Origin of the sequence: Corallococcus silvisoli (genome assembly GCF_009909145.1) — a bacterium.
Classification (GTDB): domain Bacteria; phylum Myxococcota; class Myxococcia; order Myxococcales; family Myxococcaceae; genus Corallococcus; species Corallococcus silvisoli.
In genome coordinates this window covers 229,045-255,092 of sequence record NZ_JAAAPJ010000013.1, presented here as the reverse complement: position 1 = coordinate 255,092, position 26,048 = coordinate 229,045, and the positions used below count along the sequence as shown (strand labels likewise).

The 26,048-nt window shown below is 69.2% G+C and carries 19 protein-coding genes, 1 tRNA gene and 1 pseudogene; 11 read left to right on the top strand and 10 right to left on the bottom strand.

The features are described from left to right. Positions 1-57 precede the first annotated feature (57 nt). Positions 58-1,485: a site-2 protease family protein gene (locus tag GTY96_RS25835; RefSeq protein WP_143902258.1), complete on the bottom strand. Its 1,428-nt coding sequence runs from the start codon at positions 1,483-1,485 to the stop codon at positions 58-60. A 97-nt stretch (positions 1,486-1,582) separates the two neighbouring features. On the opposite strand from GTY96_RS25835, the gene dusB reads away from it, so the two are divergent. Continuing rightward, complete coding sequence (gene dusB / locus GTY96_RS25830) at positions 1,583-2,596, top strand: tRNA dihydrouridine synthase DusB (RefSeq protein WP_143902256.1); 1,014 nt, start codon at positions 1,583-1,585, stop codon at positions 2,594-2,596. Here the strand turns inward: dusB and GTY96_RS25825 are convergent. Then, positions 2,575-3,891 carry a glycoside hydrolase family 1 protein gene (locus GTY96_RS25825; RefSeq protein WP_161666113.1) on the bottom strand — a complete coding sequence of 439 codons (1,317 nt, stop codon included), beginning with the start codon at positions 3,889-3,891 and terminating at the stop codon, positions 2,575-2,577. The two genes, dusB and GTY96_RS25825, sit on opposite strands and share 22 nt — an antisense overlap. A 347-nt stretch (positions 3,892-4,238) precedes the next feature. Between GTY96_RS25825 and GTY96_RS25820 the strand changes: the two genes are divergently transcribed. The 4 genes from GTY96_RS25820 to pyk all read left to right on the top strand — a co-directional run bounded on the left by GTY96_RS25820 (position 4,239) and on the right by pyk (position 8,528). Further along, positions 4,239-4,442: a hypothetical protein gene (locus tag GTY96_RS25820; RefSeq protein ID WP_014399699.1), complete on the top strand. Its 204-nt coding sequence runs from the start codon at positions 4,239-4,241 to the stop codon at positions 4,440-4,442. Positions 4,443-4,570: 128 nt separating this feature from the next. Beyond that, positions 4,571-6,031, top strand: a complete 1,461-nt coding sequence (locus tag GTY96_RS25815; RefSeq protein ID WP_161666112.1) for an NFACT family protein — start codon at positions 4,571-4,573, stop codon at positions 6,029-6,031. A gap of 151 nt (positions 6,032-6,182) precedes the next feature. Beyond that, complete coding sequence (locus tag GTY96_RS25810) at positions 6,183-6,998, top strand: hypothetical protein (protein ID WP_143902852.1); 816 nt, start codon at positions 6,183-6,185, stop codon at positions 6,996-6,998. A gap of 99 nt (positions 6,999-7,097) precedes the next feature. Beyond that, positions 7,098-8,528, top strand: coding sequence for a pyruvate kinase (gene pyk / locus GTY96_RS25805; RefSeq protein ID WP_143902250.1), 1,431 nt, complete (start codon positions 7,098-7,100; stop codon positions 8,526-8,528). A gap of 15 nt (positions 8,529-8,543) precedes the next feature. Here pyk and GTY96_RS25800 read toward each other — a convergent pair whose 3' ends face one another. Next, entirely contained in the window at positions 8,544-10,052 is a 1,509-nt protein-coding gene (locus tag GTY96_RS25800; protein WP_161666111.1) for an HD domain-containing phosphohydrolase, read from the bottom strand. Between the two features lie 172 nt (positions 10,053-10,224). Between GTY96_RS25800 and rpe the strand changes: the two genes are divergently transcribed. Beyond that, a complete protein-coding gene (gene rpe, locus GTY96_RS25795) occupies positions 10,225-10,878 on the top strand; it encodes a ribulose-phosphate 3-epimerase (RefSeq protein ID WP_161666110.1) in 654 nt (217 codons plus the stop codon). A 14-nt stretch (positions 10,879-10,892) separates the two neighbouring features. Here the strand turns inward: rpe and GTY96_RS25790 are convergent, their stop codons facing one another. Beyond that, the gene (locus tag GTY96_RS25790) at positions 10,893-11,288 is read right to left on the bottom strand and encodes a response regulator (protein WP_143902245.1); all 396 of its coding nucleotides are present in this window, start codon (positions 11,286-11,288) and stop codon (positions 10,893-10,895) included. Positions 11,289-11,542: 254 nt separating this feature from the next. Between GTY96_RS25790 and GTY96_RS25785 the strand changes: the two genes are divergently transcribed. Further along, positions 11,543-11,619 (top strand) — tRNA-Pro (locus tag GTY96_RS25785). Between the two features lie 176 nt (positions 11,620-11,795). Here GTY96_RS25785 and GTY96_RS25775 read toward each other — a convergent pair. Further along, complete coding sequence (locus GTY96_RS25775; RefSeq protein WP_255442211.1) at positions 11,796-12,029, bottom strand: IS3 family transposase; 234 nt, start codon at positions 12,027-12,029, stop codon at positions 11,796-11,798. Positions 12,030-12,217: 188 nt separating this feature from the next. Here GTY96_RS25775 and GTY96_RS25770 point away from each other — a divergent pair, with 188 nt between their 5' ends. Further along, positions 12,218-13,351 carry an RHS repeat-associated core domain-containing protein gene (locus GTY96_RS25770; protein ID WP_201756383.1) on the top strand — a complete coding sequence of 378 codons (1,134 nt, stop codon included), beginning with the start codon at positions 12,218-12,220 and terminating at the stop codon, positions 13,349-13,351. A gap of 1,124 nt (positions 13,352-14,475) precedes the next feature. Here the strand turns inward: GTY96_RS25770 and GTY96_RS25765 are convergent. The 5 genes from GTY96_RS25765 to GTY96_RS25745 all read right to left on the bottom strand — a co-directional run bounded on the left by GTY96_RS25765 (position 14,476) and on the right by GTY96_RS25745 (position 21,169). After that, the gene (locus tag GTY96_RS25765; protein WP_161666109.1) at positions 14,476-15,549 is read right to left on the bottom strand and encodes an energy transducer TonB; all 1,074 of its coding nucleotides are present in this window, start codon (positions 15,547-15,549) and stop codon (positions 14,476-14,478) included. Positions 15,550-15,836: 287 nt separating this feature from the next. Further along, entirely contained in the window at positions 15,837-16,535 is a 699-nt protein-coding gene (locus GTY96_RS25760; protein ID WP_161666108.1) for a carbonic anhydrase, read from the bottom strand. Beyond that, positions 16,532-18,103, bottom strand: a complete 1,572-nt coding sequence (locus GTY96_RS25755) for a SulP family inorganic anion transporter (RefSeq protein ID WP_143905564.1) — start codon at positions 18,101-18,103, stop codon at positions 16,532-16,534. Before GTY96_RS25755 ends, GTY96_RS25760 begins: the two co-directional genes overlap by 4 nt. A gap of 178 nt (positions 18,104-18,281) precedes the next feature. After that, the gene (locus tag GTY96_RS25750) at positions 18,282-19,634 is read right to left on the bottom strand and encodes a sigma-54-dependent transcriptional regulator (protein WP_143905562.1); all 1,353 of its coding nucleotides are present in this window, start codon (positions 19,632-19,634) and stop codon (positions 18,282-18,284) included. Further along, positions 19,631-21,169: a sensor histidine kinase gene (locus GTY96_RS25745; protein WP_328701005.1), complete on the bottom strand. Its 1,539-nt coding sequence runs from the start codon at positions 21,167-21,169 to the stop codon at positions 19,631-19,633. Before GTY96_RS25745 ends, GTY96_RS25750 begins: the two co-directional genes overlap by 4 nt. Before the next feature lie 790 nt (positions 21,170-21,959). Here GTY96_RS25745 and GTY96_RS25740 point away from each other — a divergent pair. The 3 genes and pseudogenes from GTY96_RS25740 to GTY96_RS25730 all read left to right on the top strand — a co-directional run bounded on the left by GTY96_RS25740 (position 21,960) and on the right by GTY96_RS25730 (position 26,039). After that, positions 21,960-23,543, top strand: coding sequence for a CARDB domain-containing protein (locus GTY96_RS25740; protein WP_161666106.1), 1,584 nt, complete (start codon positions 21,960-21,962; stop codon positions 23,541-23,543). A 522-nt stretch (positions 23,544-24,065) separates the two neighbouring features. Continuing rightward, positions 24,066-24,407, top strand: a pseudogene (locus tag GTY96_RS25735) (RluA family pseudouridine synthase); the annotation flags it as partial. Positions 24,408-24,551: 144 nt separating this feature from the next. Continuing rightward, positions 24,552-26,039 carry a putative metal-binding motif-containing protein gene (locus GTY96_RS25730; RefSeq protein ID WP_161666105.1) on the top strand — a complete coding sequence of 496 codons (1,488 nt, stop codon included), beginning with the start codon at positions 24,552-24,554 and terminating at the stop codon, positions 26,037-26,039. Positions 26,040-26,048: the final 9 nt, after the last annotated feature.

Below are 26,048 nucleotides of genomic sequence, written 5' to 3'. Positions count from 1 at the left end.
ACGGAGGGGGGCGCGGACTCTAGCCCCGGACATGCGTCCAGGGCACCGGACCTTGAGTCAGGGCGTGGCGGTGGGCTGCAAGCGCGTCAGCCAGTCCTCGAACGCGGCGTGACCGTGCAGGTGCGACAGGTCCTCGTCGGAGGCGGCGTACGCCGCGTCCCGGAAGCCCAGCGCCTCGGCGCGCTGGAGCAGGCGCACCGCGTCCGCCACGTTGCCCGCCCTGGCGAAGGCACACGCCGCGTCGTACGCGATGCCCGCGTCCGGGACGTGGCCGAGCGCCGCCTCGCTCACCGCCGCGGCCTCCGAATAGGCCCCCCGGATGAACAGCGCCCGCTCCGCGCACCGGAACGCGGCCGCCGCGTCCACGCGGGGCAGCCGCAGCGCCTCCGTCACCTGGCCCAGGCGGATGAGCGCGCCCGCGTACTCGTGCATCACGGTGCGGTCCTGCGACTCCCCCCACGCCTGCTTCCAGTAGCCCACCGCCCGGGCGTCGTCGCCCACCAGCGAGAAGGCCGCCGCCACCGCGTGCATCTCCACGGGCTGGCCCTGCACCTGGGAGAAGTGGTCGAGCGCGGGCCGCCCATGGCCCTGCTTCAGCGCCACCCAGCCCAGCAGGTAATGGGCCCGGCTGGTGAGGCCCGCGGACAGGCCCGGGGTCTCCAGCAGCTGGGTGCCCAGCCGCCACGCGTCGTCCAGCCGGTCCTCGCGCAGCGCCTGCTGCGCCTCGCGCAGGCCCTGGGCCTGGGGGCCCTCCTCCTCCTTCGCCTCGTTGCGCGCGCGCATCACCTCCGCCAGCACGCGGAACGCCTGGAAGCCGAACATGGCGAAGAGGACGCCCATGAACAGGGCCCCGCTCTTGATGGCCAGCAGCACCACGCCCACGCACAGGCCCAGCGCCAGCACGTGGGACACGATGAAGCCCCGCCGCCCGAACATCCGCGTCGCCAGCGCCGTGCTGATGTGGCCCCCGTCCAGCGGCGGCACCGGCAGCAGGTTCAGCACCGCCCACGCCATGTTCGCGAAGAAGAAGTTGCCCAGGAAGAAGTCCGCCATCTCCGAGCGGCCCCGCACCTGCATCAGCACCGCCCAGCACAAGACGCCCAGCGTCAGCCCCGCCAGCGGGCCCGCGAAGCTGCTCACCACGTCCTTGTGCCAGGGCAGCGGCGCGTCCGTGTTGGGCCGGGTGACGCCGCCCATGAAGACCAGGTCCACGCTCGGCCGGTATCCATAGAAGCGGAAGGCCACCGCGTGCCCCAGCTCGTGGACCAGCACGGACACGAAGACGATGAACATCCACGACAGCACGTAGGCCACCACCGCGCCCATGTGGCCGGACGACGAGGGGTCGGCCAGCTGGTCCCCCAGCCACCCGGCACCCGAGTGCCGCCCCGGCACCGGCAGGGAGTTGTAGGCGAGCACCGCGGAGAACAGCAGGTGACTCGTGTGGACGTGGACGGGGACGCTCCCGAGCCGAAAACGGAACATGGAGGGGGACCTTAATCGTTGCCCCCCACTCGCGCAGGGCCGTTCTCACGCCCCGCGCGCTTCTGTTTCCCTCCGTCGGGTATAGGGTGTCGCCGCCATGCTGAAGCTGGGTCCCTACACGCTCCCCAACCCCTACATCCTCGCGCCCATGGCGGGCGTGAGCGAGCGCCCGTTCCGAGTCATCGCCTTCCGGCTGGGCGCCGCCCTGTGCCCCACGGAGCTCGTCAGCGCCCAGGGGCTGATGCGCCAGAACCAGCGCACCCTCAAGTACCTGCGCTACGACGCCCGGGTGGAGAAGCCCTACTCGCTCCAGATCTTCGGCGGCGAACCGGAGGCCATGGCCCAGGCCGCGCAAGTGGGGAAGGCCGCGGGCGCGCAGCTCATCGACATCAACATGGGCTGCCCGGTGAAGAAGGTGGTGCGCAACGGCGCCGGCAGCGGCCTCTTGTGCGACGTGCCCCGCGCGGCGGCCATCGTCCGGGCCATCCGCGAGGCCACCGGCCTGCCCGTCACCTGTAAAATCCGCTCGGGCTGGGACGCGCGCACGCTCAACTATCTGAAGGTGGCCGAGGCCCTCCAGGAGGCCGGGTGCGCGGGGCTCGCCCTCCACCCGCGCACGCGCGAGCAGGGCTACTCGGGGCAGGCCGACTGGTCCCACATCGCGGACCTCAAGCGCCACTTCCCGGAGCTGCCCATCATCGGCAATGGGGACGTGAAGACGGTGGCGGACGCCCACCGCATGCTGGACGTCACCCGCTGCGACTTCGTGATGATTGGCCGCGGCGCCCTGGGCAACCCGTGGCTCTTCCGGGAGCTGGTGGGCGGCCCGCCGGCGTCCCCCCAGGAGCGCTGCGCGCTGGTGCTGGAGCACGCGCAGGCCCACGCGGAGTTCGTCGGGGACGCCCTGGGCGCGGTGCGCTCCTTCCGCCGCCACCTGGCCTGGTACGCCCATGGCCTGAAGGGCGCGGCGCACTTCCGGGCGGAGGTGAACGGGCTGGACTCGCCGGAGGCGGTGGAGGACAGCGTGCGCCGCTTCTTCGCGGGCGCGGACACCGACCCCACGGCCCCACTAGAGGAGCCGGAGGTGGACTACCGGGCCGCGCTGGGCTGAGCGACGGCCGCGGGCGGCACCAGCACGCGCCCCGTGGCCACCGCGCGGAAGTAGTCGCAGGCCGGGGTGGGGTGGCGCTCCAGCGTGTCGAAGTCGACGTGGTAGAGGCCGAAGCGCGGGCCCCAGCCCTCCAGCCACTCGAAGTTGTCCAGCAGGCTCCAATAAAGGTAGCCCTGCACGTCCACGCCCTCCGCGCGCGCGGTCAGCACCTGCTGGAGGTGCGAGTGGAGGTACTCCGGCCGCGCCGCGCCCGCCCGGTCGTCGACGCCGTTCTCCGTCACCCACACCGGCTTGCCGTAGCGCTTCACCTCGTGGAGCAGCTGGAGGAAGCCCTCCGGGCGCCGCTCCCAGCCGATGTCGGTGAGCCCCCGCCCGTCCGGGTCGCGGTACTTGAAGTCGATGAAGGGCGGGCGCGGCATGAAGCGCAGGTGCGCGCGCGTGTAGTAGTTGACGCCCACGAACTCCACGGAGTCGCGCGCCTCCGGGATGCGCACGTTCGTGGACGCGACCCCCGGCATGAAGACGCGCAGGTGGCCGGAGAAGAGCGCCTCGTGGAACGCGTGGTTGTAGGCGGGGGCCGCCAACCGCACCAGCGAGCGGTCCAGGGGATGCCACCAGCGGTCCGGCGTGAACGCGAGCATGTTCTGGGAGATGCCCAGCTCCACCCGGCCCAGACGCTGCCCCAGCTCCTCGCGCGCGATGGCGTGCGCGCGCACCATGTTCTCCAGGGCCGCCATCGTCTTCGCCCCGTCCGTGATGCCCGGAGGCATCAGGCCCTGGAGGTAGCCGCCCAACAAGAGGACCATCGGTTCGTTGAAGGAGATGACGAGCGCGTCCAGGCCCTCCAACAGGGGCGCGCACTGGCGCACGTACCGGCGGAAGGCCTCCAGGCTCTCCGGAAGGTGCCAGGGCGTGGACGCGTGGAACCACGTGGGGTGGGTGAAGTGATGGAGCGTCACCACCGGCCGCAGTCCGTGCGCGCGCAGGCGCAGCAGCCGCTCGCGGTACGCCTCCAGCGCCGCCCCGTCGAACCGGCCGCGCTCGGGCTCGATGCGCGCCCACTCCAGCGACAGCCGGAAGGCGCCCGCGCCCACCGCCTTCGCCAGGGCGTAGTCCTCCTCGTAGCGGTTCCAGTGGTCCACCGCGCGGCCGCACCGCGCGCCGGGCTCCTTCAACTTCCCCTGCCGCTCCCAGGCGGCCCAGTCGTTCTCGATGCCGCCCTCCACCTGGTACGCGGACGTGGCGACGCCGAAGGTGAAGGACGCGGGGAAGGTCAGCGGGTCAGCAGCTCGCATGCGGGGCGGCACCGTAGGACTTCGCCTCCACGACGGGAAGCGACGCGATGCGTGCGCGCGGGTTGCTCGGCAGCGGACACCCGGACCCGCCGCGCCGACCCCCGAAATGCGTCCGGAGCCGGAAATTCGGCTCCGCGCGCGACGCGCCGGACCCCCGAAATGACCGCCACGAACGGTTCGAAGCGCCCGGAGGCCAAAAATCGGCCTCGCCGCGCACTGCAATACATCACCATGCGTTGACACACTGGCATGTCGCCCGTACCATTCATTTCAAGCACTCACGTTCAGTCCAAAGTGGGTGCAGGGCTCGCGTCCTCGCGGGCCTCAACACTGAACGGAGGATTCCGATGGCCGCGAAGAAGAAGACCGCGAAGAAGGCCGCGTCGAAGAAGACCGCGACGAAGAAGACTGCCCGCAAGGCCCCTGCCGCCAAGCGCGGTACGGCCAAGAAGGCCCCGGCCAAGAAGGCCGCCGCGAAGAAGTCCGCGCGCAAGACCACCCGCAAGAGCGCCAGCAAGGCCGCTGCGGCCCCGGCGACCCCGGAAGCCTGAAGTACGGCGTCATGACGGACGTCGGTTGACGTCCAGTGAACGGCTCGGCGAAACCCGCCGGGCCGTTTTTCTTTTGCGGGCCAGGGATTCCAAGCCCTTGCGGCCCGCCGTCCGGAAGGGGCCCGTCCATGTCGCTGCGTCCGGTTGAGTTCGAGGAGGTCGTGGCGGAGGTCGCGGCCCGGCTGGTGGGCGCGGTCGCCCAGAAGGCATGGTGCCCGCTGCCCCGGCTGGCCTACCTGGAGCTGCGCGTCCCCGGCAGATCGGTGGTCTTGTGCCTGTGCGCGGAAGGGGAGCTGTCGCGCCTGTCCGTCGCGGAGGACCGCTTCCCCACGCCGGGAGAGCCCGCCCCCTTCCAGCGCTGGCTGCGCCAGGAGCTCACCGGCTTCAAGCTCCAGGGCGCGCGCTACCTGGAGGCCTCCCGCGCCGTGGTGCTGGAGTTCGAGCGCGAGGCCGTGCGCCGCCGCCTGGTGCTGGAGGTGGGCGCCCCGGGCGGGCTGCTCCTGCTGAGCGACAACGAGCGCGTGCTGATGCTCTCCGGCGAGGGCTTCGGCGCGCGGCGCAACCTCTACCCCGGCGCGCAGTGGTCCCCGCCGGAGCCCGTGTCCGCCGAAGCGCTGGCGAAGGGCAGGGCGCAGCCCTCGCGCCTGGCCCTCGTGGACGCGGACCCGCTCCCGAACCTGCAAGCCGCCGAACGGGTGCTCGGGCAGAAGGACCGCACCAGCCGCGCGGATGCCATCCGCCGCAGGCTCGCGCAGCCGTACCGGGCGCGGCTGAAGCGCTCCTCCCGCACGCTGGAGAAGGTGCGCGCGGAGGCCCAGCGAGGCCCGGAGGCGGAGAAGCACCGCGAGGTGGGCGAGCTGCTCGCGCAGAACCTGCACCGGCTCAAGCGCGGCGCCTCGCAGGTGACGCTCACCGCCTATACGGAGCAGGGCGTGGAGGAGGTCCAGGTGAAGCTGGACCCGAAGCGCACCCCGAAGGAGGAGGCGGACTGGCACTTCCACCAGTACCGGCGCCTGCTGCGCGGCGTGGAGGCGGCCCGCCACCGCGAGGCGACGCTCGGGCGCGAGGTCGCGCACGCGCAGCTGTCGCTCCAGCAGATTGAAGCGATGGATGACGCCGCGCTGCTCGCGCAGGCGGAGGTGCTCCAGGTGACGCAGGGAGAGGAGGGCCCGAAGGAGGGCCTCCCCTTCAAGGAGTACGTGGGCCACGGCGGCTCGCGCATCTGGGTGGGGCGGGGCGCGGAGGACAACGACGCGCTCACCTTCAAGGTGGCGCGTCCCTGGCACCTGTGGCTGCACGCCCGGGGGCTGCCAGGCAGCCACGTGGTGGTGCCGGTGGAGAAGCACGCGGAGGTGGCGCAGGAGGTACTGCTGGACGCGGCGCACCTCGCGCTGCACCACTCGGGGGCGAAGGGCGAGCCGCGCGGAGAGGTCAGCTACATGCCGGTGAAGTTCGTGCGCAAGCTGAAGGGCGCCGCTCCCGGGCAGGTGACGTACGCGCGGGAGAAGACCTTCGTGGTGCGCATGGAGCCGGAGCGGCTGGAGCGGCTGCTCAAGTCGCGTCACGGGGGCGACCCGGCCCTGCCCTGAAGTCGGAAGGGGTGGGAGGGAATCAACCCCGCTTGTCACGCGCTGCGTGTGGGCGTGGTCGCCGGGCGGACGGGCGTCCAGCCCCTGGCCTTGAGTCCGGAGAAGTGCCGGGTACGATGCCCCCCGCGTGACGCCCGAAGCCTTCCGCCAGATGTCCCTGTTCCCGCGTGGCTCGTCCGCGGAACGCGCCTCCGTTCCCGCGCAGCGCGTGCCGGAAGGGCCCGCGCCCCTGCCGCCGCGCAACCGCGTTCCAGAGGAGGCGCCGCGCGTCCTCACCGCGTCGCGCGAGGAGCTGTGGTCGCGCGCGGAGTCGCTCGCGTGGCGCCTGAGCGCGAACCTGGGCATGCCCGTGCGCCTGGCCGTGACGGACAACCGCTCCACCATGGTGTCCTTCCGCCGGGGCTCGCAGGTGCTCCAGCTGCGGTTGCACCACATGTTCCTGGATGCGCCGGAGCAGGTGGTGCGCGCGGTGGCGGACTACGCCGGCCGGGGCCACCGCGCCGCGGGCGGCCTGCTGGACGAATACATCCGAGGCCAGCAGCCGCTCATCCGCCAGCTCCGCCGCGAATCCGACGCGGAGCTGAATCCGCTCGGCCGCTGCTTCGACCTGCGCGCGCTCTTCAACGGCGTCAACGAAGCGCACTTCCAGAACGCCATCCAGGCGCGCATCGGCTGGGGCCGCATGCCCCCTCGCCGCCGCCGCAAGTCCATCCGCCTGGGCGTCTACGACCATCAGACGCGGGAGATCCGCATCCACCCCGCGCTGGACAAGCCGGACGTGCCCGCCTTCTTCGTGGAGTTCATCGTCTTCCACGAGATGCTTCATCAACTGTTCCCCAGCAGCAACCGCACCGGCCGCCGCGTGCATCACCCGCGCGCCTTCCGTGAGCGCGAGCGCACGTACCCGCATTACGCCGCCGCGCTGCGTTGGGAGCGCGAGAATCTGGGCGCGCTGTTGCGCGGTTGATCGTCCGCCGAGCCGCCTGGACATTTACTGGTTTACCTGCTCGGCCTCCTCTTGGGACTGCTTGACCGAAACGCGGTGGAGCCGGATGTTCGCGCTCCTATGCGACGAGCAAAGATTGTCTGCACCCTCGGCCCCGCCAGTCAGACCCCGGAGATGTTGGAAGCGCTGCTGGAGGCCGGCATGGATGTGGCCCGGCTCAACTTCTCCCACGGCAGCCACGAGCAGCATCAGGCGAACATCGACATGCTGCGCGCGGCCTCGCTGAAGGTGCGCAAGGCGGTGGGCATCCTGGGCGACCTGCAGGGTCCCAAGATTCGCACGGGCCGCTTCATCACCGGCAGCACGGAGCTGAAGCCGGGCGGCACCTTCCACATCACCACCGACGAGACGGTGAAGGGCACGGACGAGATCGTCTCAACCACGTACCCGCACCTGGCGGCGGACGTGAACCCGGGCGACCGCATCCTGCTGGACGACGGCTTGCTGGAACTGCGCGTCGTGGAGACGGACAAGAAGCAGCTCATCAAGACGGAGGTCATCCACGGCGGCACGCTGAAGAACAACAAGGGCATCAACCTGCCCGGCGTGGCGGTGCGCGCGGACGCGCTCACTCCGAAGGACCGCGAGGACCTCATCTTCGGCCTCAAGGCGGGCGTGGACTACATCGCGCTGTCCTTCGTGCGCCAGCCGTCGGACCTGGACTCCGCGCGCCAGGCCATGGCGGAGGTGGGCCGCACGGTGCCCATCATCTCCAAGCTGGAGAAGCCGGAGGCCATCGCGCGGCTGGACGCCATCCTCGACAAGACGGACGGCGTGATGGTGGCCCGCGGCGACCTGGGCGTGGAGATCCCCCCGGAGGAAGTGCCGGCCGTCCAGAAGGACATCATCCGGCGCTCCAACCTGCGCGGCCTGCCGGTCATCGTGGCCACGCAGATGCTCAACTCCATGATCGACAACCCGCGCCCCACGCGCGCGGAGGCCAGCGACGTGGCCAACGCCGTCTACGACGGCGCGGACGCGCTGATGCTGTCGGGTGAGACGGCGAGCGGGAAGTTCCCCCTGGACTCCGTGCAGATGATGGAGCGCATCATCCTGGCGGCCGAGTCCTCCGCCCGCGCCCAGTACCTGCCGCGCGTCATCGACGCGCCCCTGGGCCTGCCGCTGCACTTCCCGGACGTCATCGCGCGCGTCGCGTGCGAGGCGGCGAAGGCCAGCGGCGCCACGCTCATCGCGGCCTTCACGCTGTCGGGCGTGACGGCGCGGCTGCTCGCGCACTACCGGCCCACGGTGCCCATCGTCGCGTTCAGCCCGAACCAGGAGGTGCGCCGCCGCCTGTCGCTGCTCTGGGGCGTGGTGCCGCGCGTGCTGGAGCCCATCCAGGAGACGGAGACCATGCTCCGCCGCGTGGAGGAGGAGCTGGTGTCGCGGGGCCTGGCTCGCAGGGGCGACCGCATCGTGGTGGTGTTCGGCGCGCCGGTGGGCCAGCCCGGGAAGATCAACAGCCTCCGGCTGCACACCATCAGCGCCTGATGTGATGTGACGTGCCTACGCCGGGCCCTTCTTGAGGGCCCGGCGGGGAATCTCCGCCTCGACGAAGATGGCGAACAGGTCCCGGTCCAGCTGGCCGGCCCCCACTTCCTTGTTGAGGATGTCCAACGCCAGCCCGTGCGGCACGGCCTTCTTGTAGGGCCGGTCGCTCGCGGTGAGCGCGTCGTAGATGTCGCAGATGGACATCATCCGCGACTGCACCGGAATCTCCGGGATGGCGCGCGGGTAGCCCGTGCCGTCCAGCTTCTCATGGTGCGCGTAGGCGATCTCCGGCACGCGGCGCAGGGCGCGCGTCCAGGGAATCTGGGACAGGAAGCGGTAGGTGTGCTCGACGTGGCTCTCGATTTCGCGGCGCTCCTCCGGGGAGAGGGTGCCGCGGGTGATGGAGAGGGATTGGATTTCATGGGGCAGCAGCAGGGGCTGCCCCTGGTCGTGCGCGTCGGTGTACGTGAGCTTGCCCAGCTCCAGCAGCCGCTCGAAGTTGCCCTGCGCGAGCACCGTGGGCCTGTTGCAGGTGAGCAGGAAGGCCATCACCTCATCCAGCTGCGCCAGCTCCTGGGCGAGCCGCGCGTCCTCCTCCTGGTGGATGGCGGGCAGGGCGGCCACGCCGCGCGCCTCCACGGACGCGAGCCTGCGGCGGGAGCTGCGCAGCTGAAGGTCCTTGCGGGCCAGCTGGAAGCGGGCGCGCAGCGTCTCCAGCTCATACGGGTAGAGCTTCTCCGCCTTGACGAGCACGTTCTCGCGCACGCCCACCTTGCCGAAGTCGTGCAGCAGCGACGCGTACCGCAGCTCCTGGATCTCCACGGCGGAGAAGCGCGTCAGCGCATAGGGGCCGATGGTGTGGTGCTCCAGCGCCTGGGCCAGGGACACGGTGAGGTCCGCGACGCGGCCGGAGTGCCCCGCGGTGGTGGGGTCTCGCGCCTCGATGGCGACGACGGACGCGGAGACAAAACCCTCGAAGAGGCGGTTGATCTCCTCGTGGAGGAGGGCGTTCTCGATGGCGCCCGCGGCCTGGGCGCCCAGGGCGAGCAGCAGCTCCTCGTCCTCGGCGTCGAAGACGCGCCCGCCGCGCTTGTTGAGGGCCTGGATGACGCCCGTCACGTCCCCGTTGGCGTCGCGCATGGGGACGCAGAGGATGGTGTGGGTGCGGTAGCCGCTGGAGATGTCGAAGCTGCTGTTGAAGCGGGGGTCGGCGTAGGCGTCCGGGATGTTGATGACGGCGCCGGTGTGGGCGACCTGCCCGGCGATGCCGCTGCCCATGGGCAGGCGGATTTCATTCTTGGAGCCCTGGGCCACCTTGCTCCACAGCTCGTTGCGCTCGCGGTCCAGGATGAAGAGCGAGCAGCGGTCCGACTCCACGACCTTGGTGGCCTCATAGAGGATGAGGGGCAGCAGCAGGTCGAGGTCCCGCTCGGCGCTCATCGCCTTGGCGACATCCAGGATGGAGGTCAGCTTCGCGAGCCGGCGGGACAGGTTGGGGGAGGCGGGCACGGACTGGGGAAGCACCGGGGCGGGCTCCGTGGGATGCGGCGGATGGCCGCGGGCGCACCGGGTTGTAGCACGCGCCCTGTCTTGGTCGCCCCACCCACCACCCCCTGGGTCCACCTCTGTCCGCCAGGCTTCTGTCCAGCCGGGCAGGAGTACCCTGGCTTCCGGGAAGCGGCTATGAAGCGCCGCCATGAAACGCCCCGTCCGCATCGCCCCGTCGCTGCTCTCCAGTGATTTCAGCCGTCTGGCCGAAGAGGTCCGCGCCGTCGAGGCCGCTGGCGCGGACTTGATTCACGTGGATGTCATGGATGGCAGGTTCGTGCCCAACATCACGTTGGGGCCGGTGGTGGTGGAGGCCATCAAGCGGGTGGCGACGAAGCCGTTGGACGTGCACCTGATGATCGTGGAGCCGGAGAAGTACGTGGAGGCCTTCGTGAAGGCGGGGGCGGATGTGCTGACGGTGCACCAGGAGGCGAGCCCGCACCTGCACCGGACGCTCCAGCAGATCCGTCACCTGGGGGCGAAGCCGTCGGTGGTGTTGAACCCGGGCACGCCGCTGGTGGCGATTGAGGAGGTGCTGGGGGACGTGGACATGGTGCTCTTGATGAGCGTGAACCCGGGGTTCGGGGGGCAGTCGTTCATCGAGTCCACGGTGGACAAGGTGCGCCGGCTGCGCGCGATGTTGGACGCGCGGGGGCTGGACGTGGACATCGAGGTGGACGGCGGCATCAACGCGCAGACGGCGAAGCGCGTGGTGGACGCGGGGGCGACGGTGCTGGTGGCGGGCAGCTACGTGTTCGGCGCGAAGGACTACGCCCAGGCCATCCAGTCGCTGCGGCCCTGAGGCTTCAGGCGGCTTCAGGCGGCTTCGGTCGGCGCGGGGGGGCGCGCGGCGGCGGTGGCGAGCCGGGCGATGCGGGTCATGAAGGTGGGGTCGCACGGCTTCACTTCGTAGTCGTCGGCGCCCAGCTCGAAGCACACGTGGCGGGTGAACTGGTCCTCCACGCCGCTCAGCATGATGACCTTGCAGTCGCGGGTGGCGGGGTCCTTCTTGAGCTGCGCGAGCAGATCGCGCCCGTCCTGGTGCTGGTTGATGTCCAGGATGATGACGGCGGGCTGGTGCTTGCGAGCCAGCTCCAACACATGTTCGGAGGTGGTGTCGGACACGCACACGAGGCCAGAGCGCTTGGCCTCCCGCGCGAGGGCGGACACCACGAGGGGCTCATCATCCGAGATGAGGACAGTTGGAGGCATCAGGGTCCTCTGTGGGGGAACAGGGGCGGATCAACGTGCTACACCTTGGAAGTACAGGAAGGCCCGGATCTTGTGAAGAGGGTGAACATTGTCCCGTCCTGAAGGGTAGGTAGGACAACAGTCGGGGGACCGGGGAGGGGGTGGAGGGGTGGGGAAGGGCGGTTTGAAAGTGGGCGTTGACTCAAGGAAGTGGCTCGGATAGATCCGCCCACGCTTCGTCGGCCCGAGGGCAGTTCCCGGCGCGGCACGGATATCGGGGAGTGGCTCAGCCTGGTAGAGCACTTGGTTCGGGACCAAGGGGTCGCAGGTTCAAATCCTGTCTCCCCGACCATTCAGTGACGGGCTGGAGGCCTTCTGGGTCTCCAGCCCGTTTCTATTTTGGGGCTTCCGGCTTCATGCCCTCCAGCATTCGGATGGCCGCTGACTTGGCCGCTGGGCTCAGGTGCATGTAGCGCTGGGTCGTGGAGAGGTTCTGGTGGGCGTGATCCGCTCTCGTGGACAGGTTGACTATGCCGCTGCCCGTTCGAACTGGGCCGGCGAAGCGTAGACGATTGCCGAGTGCATGCGTTGCTGGTTGTAGAAGACCTCGATGTAGTCGAACAGCTTCCCCTTCGCGTCGTTGGCGCTCTCGAAGGCCTCACCCAGTTCGTTCTTGAGCGTGCTGAACCAGCTCTCCATGGCCGCGTTGTCGTAGCAGTTGCCCCGACGGCTCATGCTGCAGCGCAGGCCGTGCCGTTCCAAGACACGCTGGTAGTCTCCTCCTCCCCGACAATACGGCGGACTGCACTCGCGGAGGCGAGGCCGCCGCCTGCGGCATCTACCACCTCATCACCGACTATCTGGGCAAGCCCGTCCTCACGCTGGACGAGCAGGGCCGTGTCTCAGGAACCGGAGAGTACGACGCCTTCGGCCACGTCAACCGCGTCAGCGTGGACGTTGAGACGCCGCACCCGTACACCATCGCAACCTCCGGCCCCTTCGGCACCGTGATGAAGCAGCCTGCCGTCGCGGGCACCACTCTCCAGCAGCGCGTCCTCTTCGATGCTCTGGACCTGTGGAGTGACTTCGAGCAGTGCACGGACGAGTACAGTCAGGGCCGCAACGACACCGTGTCCCTACGCGATGAATCCACCGGTACGGACCTGGCGACGCTGACGCCCTGGGACAAGGGACGCTCCTGGACATCCTGGTTCACCCCTGGGGCGTCCGGCGTCCGCGCCGCCCTCAACAACACGGGCTACAAGTTCTGCACCATCGTCGCGGAGTACTGCAGCTGCGGAGGGGTGGGCACGAAGACGCAGAAGGGCGCCGTCATCTCCGGCTATGAGTACCGCCGGGTCCAGACGGGCGCGTCCCCCTTCTGGACGCCCCTGCGATTCCCGGGGCAGTACCATGACGTGGAGACCGACCTCTTTGAGAACTGGAACCGTTACTATGACCCGAGTATCGGGCGATACCTGCAGCCGGAGCCGATGATGGCTGTTGATGCCAGGTCGGGTTCTTGGGCTGCGTACTCATATGCGGGGAACAATCCAGTAAGGAACTCGGATCCGACCGGTCTGTTCATCCGGCCTGAAGGCGAATGCAAGAACTGGAGTGAGGCACTCGCACGAGCAAAGGTAAAGGCGGGATGTCAAAAGGAATCCGGAGGAGTCTCTTCCCAGCAAAGCTGCACAAAATGTGCTCTTCCGTGTGATATCTGCCCGTGGTTGGATGAGTCGACACCACCTACCGCCCGCATCTTCGACATGACTGGCGGGATTCGTGGTGGCCTGAATCCGGACCGGACGCAACTCGGGCTGGCACGTTGGCTCTGCGGAAACACGACCGTGCCAGGGTATTCGTTCGACAATACCGAAGAGCTCGCGCAAATGCTCATACACGAGGCCATCCATATGTGTCAGACTATTGGCATCACGGCGCCTTCCGCCAAGGACGGCTGGGGTACCCCGTTCGGCAAATGGAGCCCGGGCTGGGACGACACTGAGGACACCGTTGAGAAGTGCTGGAAGGAGTCATCATGGCATTCCACCGGCAATGGCTGCGGAGGGCGGCGTCCATAGGCGCTGTACTGGTCTTTCTTCTCTGCTCAGCGCTTCTGCTTGATGCGAGTGGCGTCTTCGACGAAGGGTCTTGCAGGCGATCAGACGATTGCCCTGTGGGTCGTAAATGCATCACGACAGTCCACAGGCAGATAGACAAAGGACGTTTCAGAGCAGTTCACAGCTGTGAAGTTCCTTGCTCTTCTGACGCGGATTGCCCAGGCGGGCAGTCGTGCTTCCATCTTGAAGACGCAGACGAGCCGATTTGCGTAGAGGCCCATTGATCACGACCAGCAACGCCACGCTGCATTGTTGATCCAAAGTATAGGAAGTATAGGACGGAGAGGAGCCCTGGTGAGGGCGGCGGGCTGGTGAAGAGGGGCCAAGAAGGGCCGCTGGAGGGGGCCGCGGGCTGTGCGCCGTGCCGGAGCAGAGGCTGTGCTGCGGCTCGGGGCACATGCCGGCCCAAGCGGTCGAGCCAGACGGCAGGCCGCGAGGGCAATGCCAGGTGCTCCAGAATGGCGCGCCCCTCACCGGGGGCCGTCAGGTATGCCCGCACTCTCCTGCGGCCTCCACACTTCACGCAGGCGAACACGTCGAAGTCGAACGTCCTCCTCAGCAATTCGGCCTCGTCCACTCGCGGCGTTCTCTGCTTCATCCGCTCCGTTCTGGCCGCTGCCTCCTTTCCCGCGCTCGCCTCCTCCTCACCTGCTTGGGGGAACGCTGACACGGCGTTGTCGCGCGCCGTGAAGACTGCGCGACGCGAACCGCGCCATCGAGGACAGCAGGCCGTTCGAAGAGCTGTTCGCGCGGGATCGAGCAACCGCGGTGCGGGGCGCGCTCAATGGGGGGTGTCCAACGGGATGCCGTCGCGCACGGCGGCGATGGCCTGCTCCGTGAGGTTGATGGCCTTGACCCGGTGGCCGCTCTTGTCGCTACTTCTCCCCTGTGAACCCGGGAGCGCCGGAGAAGTTGCGGGCCGCGATTTCGGAGGCAGCCCGCTGAGCGTCCAAGCCGGGCCGAAGCCCGGCGGCCGTGCGCGGCGCTCCTGCGCACGAAGGATCCGGCCTCGGCCCAGAGCCCGTGCCAAGCTCGCGCCCAACGGGAGGCGGCAGTTCCCGAAGCACCCGCCTGGGCACATTGCGTCAGGGAGCAGCCAGGGACGTGGCGCAGGCGGACTGGTAGTCCTGGAGCCTGGCCTGGAAACGTTCCTTCTCGGGCGCGGGCCATTCCGCGGGCAGCAGCTCCACGGCCTTCTGTTGTTCGGCCAGTGCGGCGGTGCACTGCTTCAGCCCGAACTGCGCGGCGGCGGCGGTCTCCAGCACATAGGGATTGTGGCTGCGTCGCACGAAGGGACGCACCGCACGGAGGGCCGGCGCATACTGGCCTGACTGCACGAACTGCCACGCGGACTCGATGGCCGCCCACCCATTCCTGGGCGCCAGGAACCAGGTGCGGGCGACGGCCTGGGGATAGAGCGGATCTCCTGGAGCCTGCTCCGCGAGCTTCCGGGCCAGGTTGAGCCATGCCGAACGGCTATCGGGATTCTGGCGCACCCGCAGCCGGGCCCAGTCCTGTTCTTGTTGCCGGGTCAACGTGAGCCCGCTCGGGATGAAGCGCACGTAGAAGGTGTAGTCAGTCCTCATGGGATGCCCCGAGAGGGTCGCGGGACGGTATCGCGCCGACTGAAGCGCCGCGAGGTTCTGCTCGATGCCGGGAAGCCGAGCCCCTTCCACGACCGTGCAGTCACGCACGTGGCCATCCGTGTCGATGTGGCACTGGAAGACCATGAATGCGAACGCACCTTGCCCGACCAACGTTTCGGGATACCTGAAGGCCGCCGGAGAGATCGGCTCCGGACGGGTGAGCGCCCCGGACGCGAACGTGCAAGCTTCGGCGAGCTCCGCGGCGCACGCGGCCGAGACGTCCTGGAATGCGCGGAGGACGGCATCCTCTCCGGGGGTACCACGCAGCGTCTTGACCGCCTCCTCGAAGACGCGAGGCGCCTGCGCTGGATCCAGTTTGGGCGGCGGCCCGGGCGGGGCCTCGTCCCCCATCGACAGGTCCCAGAGCCCTGTCGACGGGAGGCCCCTCTTCGACTGGAAGTCCTCCATCACGGACATCAGATGCCCATGGCTCGCGGGCAGGGTCGGGATGCCCGGATGGGCACATCCGGTGACTCCAAGTACCAGGGACATGAACAGCCAGCGCCAACGCATGGGTCCGTACTCTAGACCACGAGGCAGTGCCGGACGAATGAGGCGTCCATGAGCAAGCCGTGATGACGCGAGGCTGCGTCATTCCCATCACCTTCCATGCAACGGAGCCCGAGGAGGTCCAGCGCTTCGTGGCGATCACGGCACTGGGCCCCTGAAGCGGCTCGCCGCCTTGCCAGCCCCTGCCGCCGAGGGCGAAAGGTGGCTGGCAAGGGGTTGAAGCGAAGCCCCGGCGACCCCCGCTGCACGCGGGCTCGCCGAGGCTCGACGTTGCCTGCCTCGATGCCGCCTTACTGGACGGCGCGGAGCGCGGACTGCTCGTCGGACAGCGTCATCAGGAGGCGGTCGCCCTCGGTCTCGTCGATGGGCACGAAGCGGCCGAGGTCCGCCCGGTAGGCGTGGACCTGCGCCGCCCCGATGTCGAACCACCAGCCGTGCAGCCGCAGCGTCCCCGCCGCGAGCCGGTCGCGCACGATGGGGTAGGTCTTCAGGTGCTCGAGCTGCTCGAGGACGTTCAGCTGGGAGAGGCGATCCGCGTCGGGCAGCCCCTCGCCCACCTGGGAGTTGTTCTCACGCAGCTTCTTGAGCGAGGGCGCTCCGTGCGCGAGCCACTTCTCGAGGTTCGGAGCGCCGTCCACGGCGCCGCCGGCCAGGATGGCCTTCATCGCGCCGCAGCCCGAGTGGCCGCAGACCACGACGTCCTCGATGGGCAGGAAGCCCAGGGAGAACTCGATGGCCGCCGCCTCTCCGCGGTCCGCCGAGGGCTGACCGCCGGGCGTGGCCGACGGGACCAGGTTTCCCACGTTGCGCACGGTGAAGAGGTCGCCCGGGTCCGTGGAGACGAGCAGGTTCGGCACCACGCGGCTGTCCGAGCAGCTGATGAAGAGGCAGTCAGGGGATTGCCCCTTCGCGAGCCTCGCGAAGGTCGCGCGGTACGAGGGCAGCGTGTGACGCTGGAAATCGAGCAGGCCTCTGATGAGCTTCTTCACTGCACACCTCCGGGAGAGAGAGTCGAAACGTGATGAACGGGGGAGGAAGGGGTTGGCGCCGCGGAGCCCGGCGCCGGGCCCGCACGCGCGCTGCGCCGGGTCCAGACGTCCTCGAGCGGCTCCATGGTCACGGTGCCGCCCGTCTTGCGATACGTGTCCGCCCAGCTCTCGAGCGCCTCGAAGCCGGAGTGGTCGAGCGTGTTCACCGCCACGTCCACCTCCACCCGGGAGCCCGCGGGGACCTTCGCGAGCGCCGTCGACAGCTTCGGCACCCCGACGAACGTCAGCGCTCCGCTGATGCAGACCTGATGAATGCCATTGGCGGCGCGGATCTCCACGCGCACCTGGCCCAGCTGCCACAGGAGCCGGAGGATGGCCGCGCCGAGTCCCAGACCGATGCCCGCGAGCAGGTTGATGCCCACGACGCCGAACACGGTGATGAGGTACACGGGCAGCTCACCGCGGTGCCGCAGCTCCCGGATGTGGGCCAGGTTCACGAGCTTCATGCCCACGTGCACGAGCAGGCCGGCGAGCACCGTCAGGGGCACGTACGCCGCCAGGCGCCCCAGCAGGGTGATGAAGGCGAGCATCCACACCGCATGGAGCACCGCCGACCAGCGCGTCTTCGCGCCGGCGTTGATGTTCGCCGCGCTGCGCACGATGACGCCGGTGATGGGCAGGCCGCCGAGCAGACCGGAGACGGTGTTCGCCACGCCCTGCGCGAGCAGCTCGCGGTCCAGGTTCGCCCGCGGGCCCGTGTGGAGCTTGTCGGTCGCCACCGCGCTCAGGAGCGATTCGGCGCTCGCCACGAGGGCGAGGGAGAACACGGCGACGAAGAAGGCGCCCCACATGGAGCCCTCCGGAAGGGACGGCAGCTTGATGGCCGCCAGCGCATCCGCCGCCAGCTGCACCCGCGCCACGTCCGCGTTCATCACCGCCGCGACCACGGTCCCGCCCACGACCGCCACCAGCGGCCCCGGGACCTTCTTCAGCCGCCCGTTCGGCAGGAACCCCCACGCGATGAGGACTCCCAGCGTCAGCAGGCCCAGCAGCGTGGCCGCTCCATGAAGGTTGAGGATCTGCCCGGGCAGCTCACGCAGGTTGTTCCAGGCATTGCTCTGCGGAGAGCCACCGAGAACGATGTGCACCTGCCCCAGCACGATGAGGATGCCGATACCCGCGAGCATCCCGTGGATCACGGCCGGCGAGATGGCCAGCGCCGAGCGCGCGACCTTCAGGCCGCCGAGCGCCACCTGCACGAGTCCCGCCGCCGCCACCGCCGCGCACGTCACGGCGAAGCCCAGCTGCTGGATGAAGCCGAAGACCATCACCGCGAGGCCCGCCGCGGGGCCGCTCACGAGCAGCGGCACGCCGCCCAGGAAGCCCACCACCAGGCCTCCCACGACGCCGGCAATGAGTCCCGCCATGATGGGCGCTCCAGAGGCGAGCGCGATGCCCATGCAGAGGGGCAGGGCCACCAGGAACACCACCAGCGAAGCTGGCAAATCCGAAGCGAGGATCGCCTTCAACGACGGCTTCGCCTCTGCAGCCTTTACATCCGAAGTCATTGCACGCGCTCCCTGTCATCCGCCGGGCCGCAACCGGGGCTCGACGTGACAGGGGGCTACGCAAGCGTTGTGCCAGACCGCCCCGGGCCCCTTCCGTCGGGGGCGTGGCGCTTCCAGACCGGGCGATGAAAGAAACGTGAATCCGTCGGTCCGGGCGATGAACGAATTTTAAATTCCTTCACTCCGAGGGCGGGCTCTCCTCCATGCGGCGGAGGAAGGTCGGGTAGGACAGACCCAGTGCGCGGGCCGCCTCCACGCGCCTGCCTCCGAGCTGCTCGAGCACGTGCCGGACGTAGAGCCGCTCCACTTCATCGAGCGGCCGGGGTGGGCCCGACACGAAGAACGCGTTGGGGTCGATCGGGGCCTGCGCGCCGCCCCCCTTGGCGAGCGCCTGGAGCTCGAGCGTGGGCCCGCCCTCGAGCACGAGCGCCCGCTCGAGCACGTTGCGCAGCTCCCGGACGTTGCCGGGGAAGGGATAGCTCAGCAGGCGCTCCTCCGCGGCGGGTGAGAAGGGGACCGGGCGCCGGCCGAGCTCCGAGCTGAGCTCCTGCACGAGCGTCCGTGCGAGCGGCAGCACGTCCTCACGGCGCTCACGCAAGGGGGGCACGTCCACCCGGAACACGCTCAGCCGGAAGAGGAGGTCCTCGCGAAAGCGCCCGGCGGCGACCTCCGCTTCGAGGTCCTTGTTGGTGGCCGCCACGATGCGGGCGGTGCTCGTGAGCTCCGTCATCCCACCGAGCCGCCGGAAGGCCCCCTTGTCGAGGAACGTGAGCAGCTTGGCCTGGAGCGCGAGCGGCAGCTCACCCACCTCGTCGAGAAAGAGGAGCCCGTCGTTCGCGAGCTCCACGAGCCCGCGCCTGGCCGTCTTCGCGTCCGTGAAGGCGCCGCGCTCGTGTCCGAAGAGCTCGCTCTCCATCATCGTGTCCGGAAGCGCGGCGCAGTTGATCTGCACGAAGGCTCCCTGCTTCTGGCGCAGGGCGTGGAGGTGGCGGGCGAGCACCGCCTTCCCGGTCCCGGTCTCCCCGAGCAGGAGGACGGGGCTGCGCGGCGTGGTGGCGATCCGCTCCAGCATCACGAGCGTCCGCTGCATCGCCGGCGAGCGGGGCTCCGCCATCCGATGCCGTCCTTCAAGGACGCTCTCGGCCTGACGCAGCCGTTCCTGGAGCTGGAGGTCGCTCGCCGCGCGGCGTGCGCGCATCACCAGGTCGTCGATCTCGACCGGCTTGCTCAGGTAGTCGCGGGCACCCGCGCGGATGGCTTCGACCGCGCTCTCGATGTCGCCGTGCGCGGTCACCATCAGCACGATGGTCGCCGGAAGCTGGGCGCGCAGCTCGGGCAGGAAGTCGAGCCCATCTCCGTCCGGCAGCCTGCGGTCCAGCAGCACCAGGTCTGGCGCCTCGGCGGCGAGCGCGACGCGGGTCTCATGCAGTGAGCGCGCGACCCGGACGCGAAAACCCTCCTGGCTCAGCATGGAGGCCGCGAGCGAGGAGAAGGTCCTGTCGTCATCGACGAGCAGCAGGGAGGTGCTCATGAAGCCATTTTCTCGAGCGGGAGGCGAACCGTGAAGCGGCTGCCTCCGGGCACGCGTGTATAGGAAACGCTTCCTCCATCATGCGCGCGGATGGCCGTGCGCACCATCGGAAGCCCAAGCCCGATGCCCCTCGAGCGGCCCACCGCGAAGGGCTCCCAGAGCCTGGGCTCGAAGGCCGGGGGCACGCCTCCTGCGTTGTCCTCCACGAGGAGCACCACCTCCGCGCCTTCGCGCAGGAGCCGGACTTCGACGCGAGGCGTCGGCTGCTGTCCTGTGTCATGAGCCACGGCGCCCGCTTCGACGGCGTTGCGGATGAGGTTGTCGACCGCGGAGACCAGCAGCGTCGGATCCCCCTTCACGAAGAGCCCCTCCTGCAGGGAGGTCTCGACGGCGACATCCGCTGCTTCCGGCAGGAGCCTCACGGCTTGAAGCGCGTCCTGGACGAGCAGGTGCATCTCGCAGCTGCGCTGCTGCGTGGACTGGGGGGAGGCGAAGCTCAGCAGGGAGCGGGCGAGGTGTCCGAGCCGGTCCGCCTGGGAACGCAGCGCCTGGACGGGCAGGGCCGTCTCCCCTCCCTTCGCGCGAATCATGCTGAGCGCGGCCTGCATGCTGTTGAGCGCGTTCTTCACCTCGTGGGCGATGAGCGAGGAGGCCGTGCCGAGCGCCGCCATCGTCTCCTGGCGCCGCAGGTGTTCTTCGGCGGCCATCAGCGAACGGTAGGAGCGGCGCAGGAGCACGGTGAAGAGCAGGAGCACTCCGCCGAGCAGCGCGGTGTGAGTCCCGAGCTGGCCCAGGTAGCGGCGCTTGAGCAGCGCGCGGTCCCGCGCCTCGTCCTCGAGCACGACGAGCAGCATCTCGGTTCCGGGAACGAGCGCCGCCGCGCCGAGGAACCGCGCGCCTCCGAGCGTGACGGCCCCTGGAGCGTCCACCAGCGGGCGAAGGTGCGCGGCGAGATCCACCTGACGCAGGAGGGGAGGGGGCGTCGCCGGGAGGAGGAGCCGGCCGCGCTCGCCGAGCAGGGCGACCATGGACTCGTTCGTCCCGCGATGGGGCGGCAGCAGCTCGCTCGCCGTCGCGAGCTCACCCACGAGGAGGCCCACGACATGGTCGTCGCGCACGATGGGGACCGCGACCGCGATGAGCCCTCCGCCTTCCTCGTCCACCAGTCCCACCGAGGCGGCCTGCTTCTCCATCATCCGCCGGAACCAGGGGCGCGAGGTGAGCGCTGTGCGCCCGAGCGGCATGTTCACCGGGTCGCTCCAGATGCGCTGGCCGGTCGCGGACACCAGCGCGACGCCCCCCGAGAAGAGCGACGTGTGGCCGAAGGCATTCTCGAGGAGCGCCAGCTCGGGGCCTGCTACTCCGTCCTCGGGTCTGAGCGACGGGTGCTCCGCGAGCCGTTGCAGCTCCGAGCGCAGCAGTCCGAGGTGAGCGCCCAGCGCCTGGGCCTGGAGGCCCGCGCGGTCCGACAGGTGGATGAGGAGCTCGCCCTCCGCCGCCTTCACGTCCGCCTGGTAGGTCACGAAGGGACTCACGAAGGCGGCGCACCAGAGGAGCATCAGCCCGACCACGGCGGACCGGCCGGCTTTTTGCTGCGTGCGGAGGAGCTCTCCCGGCGGAGGCACGAGAGAGGTCAGGGAGGGATGGGCCGGGGGCGGCGACATGTGCCCATCTTCAACATATTTCGGCCCGCTCCGTGTGGCCGCGGTGAAGGCCCCCGCTGCGAGTAGGCGTTGTATGACTCCGAGCGCACCCAGAAGGTGGCGCTGGAGTTGAAAGGCTCGCCCGCGAAGTGGGTGACCGCGTACCAGGGCCGACAAGTAGAGGACGGAGAGGAGCCCTGTTGTGGGTGCTTGGGCTCAACACCCCGCGCTCTGGGGAGGACCCTGTGCCGGGGCCAGCGTCGCAGGCCGCGAGGGCAATGCATGACGAGCGGACCTCCGCGCGCAGGCTTCCCACGAGCGCGTGGCCCAGGGCGTGGGTGCGGCTGGTGAGCGTCACCCCCAGCAGCTTGCCGCTGAGCCACCCCAGATGCTCGGCGGGAACCTGCGCGGGTACGAACAAGGACATGGTGATTTCCCCTCGATAGATGCGGTGCGCGAAGGGAACACCGCGCCCCCACCGGAAGGTGTCACCTCGAACGTTCCGGGGGAGAGGACCCGGCGCGACCGGTCCTCCTGTCCCGGGAGCCGGGCTCCCAAGTCAGGCCGGACCCCGTCTTGGAATGAGGGCTTTTCTTGCCATGCCTGGAGTCATGCTTGCCCTTACCAAACCCCCCATGTCTGAATTCCCACCCGCCCCTTTCCCATATCAGGAGAAGCCCCCATGTCTTCTATTCCCTATCGACGTCATGGATTGTCCATCCTATCGCTGCTCTCCGTCATCTCCCTGGCGGGCTGCGGAGCCGAACCCGACCTCACAGCGAGCGAGCCCCGGAGCACGGCGCCCGCGGAGTGGGCCGCGTGGCCCCGAGCCGCCCTGGAGCGCTCCGCGGCCGAGGTCGAAACGCCCTCCCAGTCACGCCTGTCGGAGCAGGCGTTGCGCGTGCGGGATGAGGCAAGGCTTGTCACCTCCCGTGGAATGGCGGTGGACCTGACGGGGGGCACCGCTTCGGCGCCCACCGCTGAGCGGGCGTTGGCGGCGCTCGCGGCCTGCCAGCCGAATGCCTGGGCCGTTCAGCCGCAGGTGGCGCCCGGGAGGATCCTGGGCGGTGTCGCCTACGGCGACGGCCTCTATGTGGCGGTGGGAAACAGCGGGGAGATCCTCACCTCCGGCAATGGGACGGCCTGGAGCGACCTGTCCACCGCTTCAAGCCCCTTCTCCTATCTGGACGTGGCGTACGGGAACGGGACCTTCGTCGCGGTGGGAACCGAAGGGCGCATCTCCCTGTTGAGCGGGCCCGTCACGGGGACCGTGTCCTTCGGTTCGGGCTTCGTGCTCGGCCACGTGGCCTATGGCAACGGGGCCTGGGTCGTCACGGGGTCCTACCTGGACGCCAGCTTCCATTGGTACTCGTTGATCATCGCGTCGACGGACGGAGGGCTCTCCTGGAACGTCGTCAACTCCATCCCCGCGTCGGGAGCGACCACCGCGAGCCGTGGCGTCGCGTTCGGGAGTGGCGTGTTCGTCGTGACGGGCCAGGAGGGCGACGTCTACTCCTCGTCCAATGGGACGACCTGGTCCTATGCCGCCTACGTGCCCGGCGCGACCTTCAAGTTCGTCGCCTCCGGCGGGGGGCAGTTCGTGGCGGGCACCTCGGATGGAAGGCTCTACAAGTCCACCACGGGGCAGTCGTGGTCCCTGGATGCGACGCCCAGCACCCTGGCCTGGTTCAGTGGCGCGTATCTGGATGGCGTCTGGGTCGTCGTCGGCCAGGGGGGACAGATCGCGAGTTCGTCCGGCTCCGGGTCGTGGGTGAGCCGGAGCTCGGGGACGTCGAACAGCCTGGAGGACGTGACCGCGGGACCGGCGGCCTGGGTGAGCGTGGGCACCTCCAACCCGGGCAATCAGCGGATCGTGACCTCGTCCTGCCCGTTGCCCGACCTGGCCCCCTTCACGCCGTCCGGCTGGTCCGCGCCCATCGTGGTGTCCAACCAGCCCGGGACGAGCACGAACAGCGCCGTCATCACGACGGCCCAGTCGGTCTACATCGACCTGGCCTGGGCCAACTTCGGCAACGCCGACGCGGGGCCCTTCACCGTCCTGCTCACGCTGCAGGGCAGCTCCCTGGTCACCGCGTCCTCCACCGGTCTCCTGTCGCTGTCGGGCCAGGGGGTGACGGACATCCAGCTGAATCCCCTGCCCGCGGGCACCTACACCCTCACCATGCGCGTGGATGATGGCAATACCGTCCAGGAGAGCAACGAGGCGAACAACAGCTACACGCGGACCTTCACCGTGAGCCCCTGAGCGGATGGCGCGCGGCCGATGGCGGCAAGGGGGGGCCACGTGCCGCCAGAAGGAGGCGGGGACGCGTTCGCGGCCCCGCCCGGCCCGCGCCTCCGTCAGGTGTTGTCAGCGCAGGGCGGCCCGGGAGGAGCGCCCTCGGAGATCGAAGCTGGAGGGCTTCTTTGACGCCACCGGGCTCGGACATGCCCGGCCTGGGGCCGCCGAGCGCGGCGCCACCGGGTTCGGCCGCGCCGCCCGTCCTGAAGAGATCCGCGCTTCGCATCACCAGCCGGTGCTCGATCAGCGCTCGCCGCGCACGGGACTCATCCAGGGTCAGCACCGTCAGACCGTAGGCACGGGTGGTCTGGTGGTCATGTTCATGATCTCAAGGTGACGCCTGAGACAGTTGACAAAGAATGCATTGACCGACGCGCGGGTCCCGCAAACCCGCATGACCCCGTGGACAAGGTCTCCACCCGTCGGGTGCTTGCTCGCGCTATCCACCATGAACAGCAGCCCCCCAAGCCCCTAGGTATCGGCAAGCGCCGCTTCACCACCCGCGTGCCCTCCGCGCGGAGGGCGGCGCTGACGTTCACGGTGCGCGAGCGGTTCCGCGAAGGGGCGCTGCTGGACATCAACCTGGACACGGGGCGCACGCACCAGATCCGCGTGCAGCTGTCGGAGGCCGGGTTCCCGGTGCTGGGGGATTCGCGCTACGGCACGGAGGAGGCGCGCAAGCATCCGGCGGCGCTCGCGGTGGGACGGCGGGCCCTACACGCGTGGCGGCTGGAGGTGCCTTCCTCCGCGACGGGCCAGATCATCCAGGTGGAGTCGCCATTGCCAGAGGACTTCCTGCGCGGGCTGGCGTTGCTGCGAGGGTCATAGGGATTCCGGAGGGCCCACGCCTGCATGGATCCATTCTAGCGACCGCGGCGGCCATGCTAGGCTTTGGACGCTGGGGAAGAACCAGTGTAAATTCTGGTTTTTGCATTGAATTCTGTTTTGGTCGGCGCAGGGAGTCAGGGGACGATGCAATCGTGGTGGGGCAGTGTGTCGTTGGTGGTGGCCCTGTTGCTCGTGGGCTGTGGATCCTCCACGAAGCCGCCGGATGCTGGGACGGAAGTGGACGCGGGCGTCACGGACGACGCGGGCGTCACGGACGACGCGGGCGTCACGGACGACGCGGGGATGCCCGACAGCGGCGTGGCGGAGGCCCTGCCGTGCGAACGGACCCAGGGCGTGTGCGCGGGTGCCAAACGGGCGCTGGTGGATGGCGCCTACGAGCCGGTATGCACGGCACGCTCCTATGGCGCGGACTACGAGGCGTCAGAGACGCGCTGCGACGGCCTGGACAACGACTGCGACGGCGTCGCGGATCCCGCGACCTGGTCGGACGTCGCTCCGATGAAGTGGGCACCCGCTGACAACACCGTGGACAGCCTCCGTGTGGCAGGGGGCTTCCTGATGGTCTTCGTCGACAGCTCGGAGGGGATCCAGGTGCTCCGGTTCGATGAAGCCCTCGCCCTGCGGAGCTCATCGCTCATTCCACTGCCTCCTGACTTCGTGCGCATCACGAATGCCCAGTTGGTGCGCACCTCGCGCGGTGTCGCGCTCTTCTTCACCGCGATGAATTCGGACGGCGTCACGCAGGGACGCTTCGTGCCACTGGATGAACAGGGGACGCCCATCGGCTCACCGGAGGGCCTGGTTCTTTTCGAGGAACCGAGTGCCTTTGTCTTCACGCGTGTGGCTCCATCCCTGGATGGGGAGCGGATCGCCGTGGTCTGGACCCGCACCTTCGAATCCTACGAGGTGCGGGGCATGACCGTGGATGCGAGCGGACAGGCCCTGACGCCACCTCATGCGCTGTTCCAGTCGAGCGGGCTCCTTCTCTCTTCACCCTCGGTGGTGGGACTGGAGACGGGCGGCTTCCTGATGACGGCGAACGAGAACATGGGCGATTTTTTCTGGGGGCGCGTCTGGCTGAAGCGTTTCGACCGAGAGCTCTCGCCGGATGAAGGAGAGAAGCTCCTCCCGCTGGCGCATGGAGCCCTTCCCATGTTGTTGTGGCAGCCTCCCACGGAAGAGGGCGGCGTCGGGGAGCCCGTGATGCTCTACCGCGAACCCGACGGACACCTTCCCCGGGTCCACCTGGTGCAATCCCTGTTCGGCCCGAGCATGTCGGAGACGCTGACGCCCACGTCGTGGAGCCAGACCGGCGTGCTTGGCGCCACGATGACCTCCCGGGGGCTCCAGATGGCCTGGATCTCCTTGAGCGCCGCCTATACTCCTGGCTTGAGTGCCTTCTATCCGTGGAACGGACGGCTCTGGGGCCGGAGCCCCTCGGGCGTCGTGACGGAGTGGACTCCCGGACCCGCGCGCATGCCCATGGAGCGACAGGGCGACTGGGTTCGGCTGCAGGAGCTCCCGGGCCAGTGGATGGGCGCGCTCCTGATGACCGCCACGGAAACCCCCAGGGCCTACACCCTTCACTCGCTCCGCTACTGCGCTCCTTGAGGTCTGTGA

Bases quoted from the DNA above. Each gene is read 5' to 3' on its own strand.
- GTY96_RS25835 (WP_143902258.1), bottom strand. From the start codon at position 1,485: ATGTTCCGTTTTCGGCTCGGGAGCGTCCCCGTCCACGTCCACACGAGT.
- dusB (WP_143902256.1), top strand. From the start codon at position 1,583: ATGCTGAAGCTGGGTCCCTACACGCTCCCCAACCCCTACATCCTCGCG.
- GTY96_RS25825 (WP_161666113.1), bottom strand. From the start codon at position 3,891: ATGCGAGCTGCTGACCCGCTGACCTTCCCCGCGTCCTTCACCTTCGGC.
- GTY96_RS25820 (WP_014399699.1), top strand. From the start codon at position 4,239: ATGGCCGCGAAGAAGAAGACCGCGAAGAAGGCCGCGTCGAAGAAGACC.
- GTY96_RS25815 (WP_161666112.1), top strand. From the start codon at position 4,571: ATGTCGCTGCGTCCGGTTGAGTTCGAGGAGGTCGTGGCGGAGGTCGCG.
- GTY96_RS25810 (WP_143902852.1), top strand. From the start codon at position 6,183: ATGTCCCTGTTCCCGCGTGGCTCGTCCGCGGAACGCGCCTCCGTTCCC.
- pyk (WP_143902250.1), top strand. From the start codon at position 7,098: ATGCGACGAGCAAAGATTGTCTGCACCCTCGGCCCCGCCAGTCAGACC.
- rpe (WP_161666110.1), top strand. From the start codon at position 10,225: ATGAAACGCCCCGTCCGCATCGCCCCGTCGCTGCTCTCCAGTGATTTC.
- GTY96_RS25790 (WP_143902245.1), bottom strand. From the start codon at position 11,288: ATGCCTCCAACTGTCCTCATCTCGGATGATGAGCCCCTCGTGGTGTCC.
- GTY96_RS25765 (WP_161666109.1), bottom strand. From the start codon at position 15,549: ATGCGTTGGCGCTGGCTGTTCATGTCCCTGGTACTTGGAGTCACCGGA.
- GTY96_RS25755 (WP_143905564.1), bottom strand. From the start codon at position 18,103: ATGACTTCGGATGTAAAGGCTGCAGAGGCGAAGCCGTCGTTGAAGGCG.
- GTY96_RS25750 (WP_143905562.1), bottom strand. From the start codon at position 19,634: ATGAGCACCTCCCTGCTGCTCGTCGATGACGACAGGACCTTCTCCTCG.
- GTY96_RS25740 (WP_161666106.1), top strand. From the start codon at position 21,960: ATGTCTTCTATTCCCTATCGACGTCATGGATTGTCCATCCTATCGCTG.
- GTY96_RS25730 (WP_161666105.1), top strand. From the start codon at position 24,552: ATGCAATCGTGGTGGGGCAGTGTGTCGTTGGTGGTGGCCCTGTTGCTC.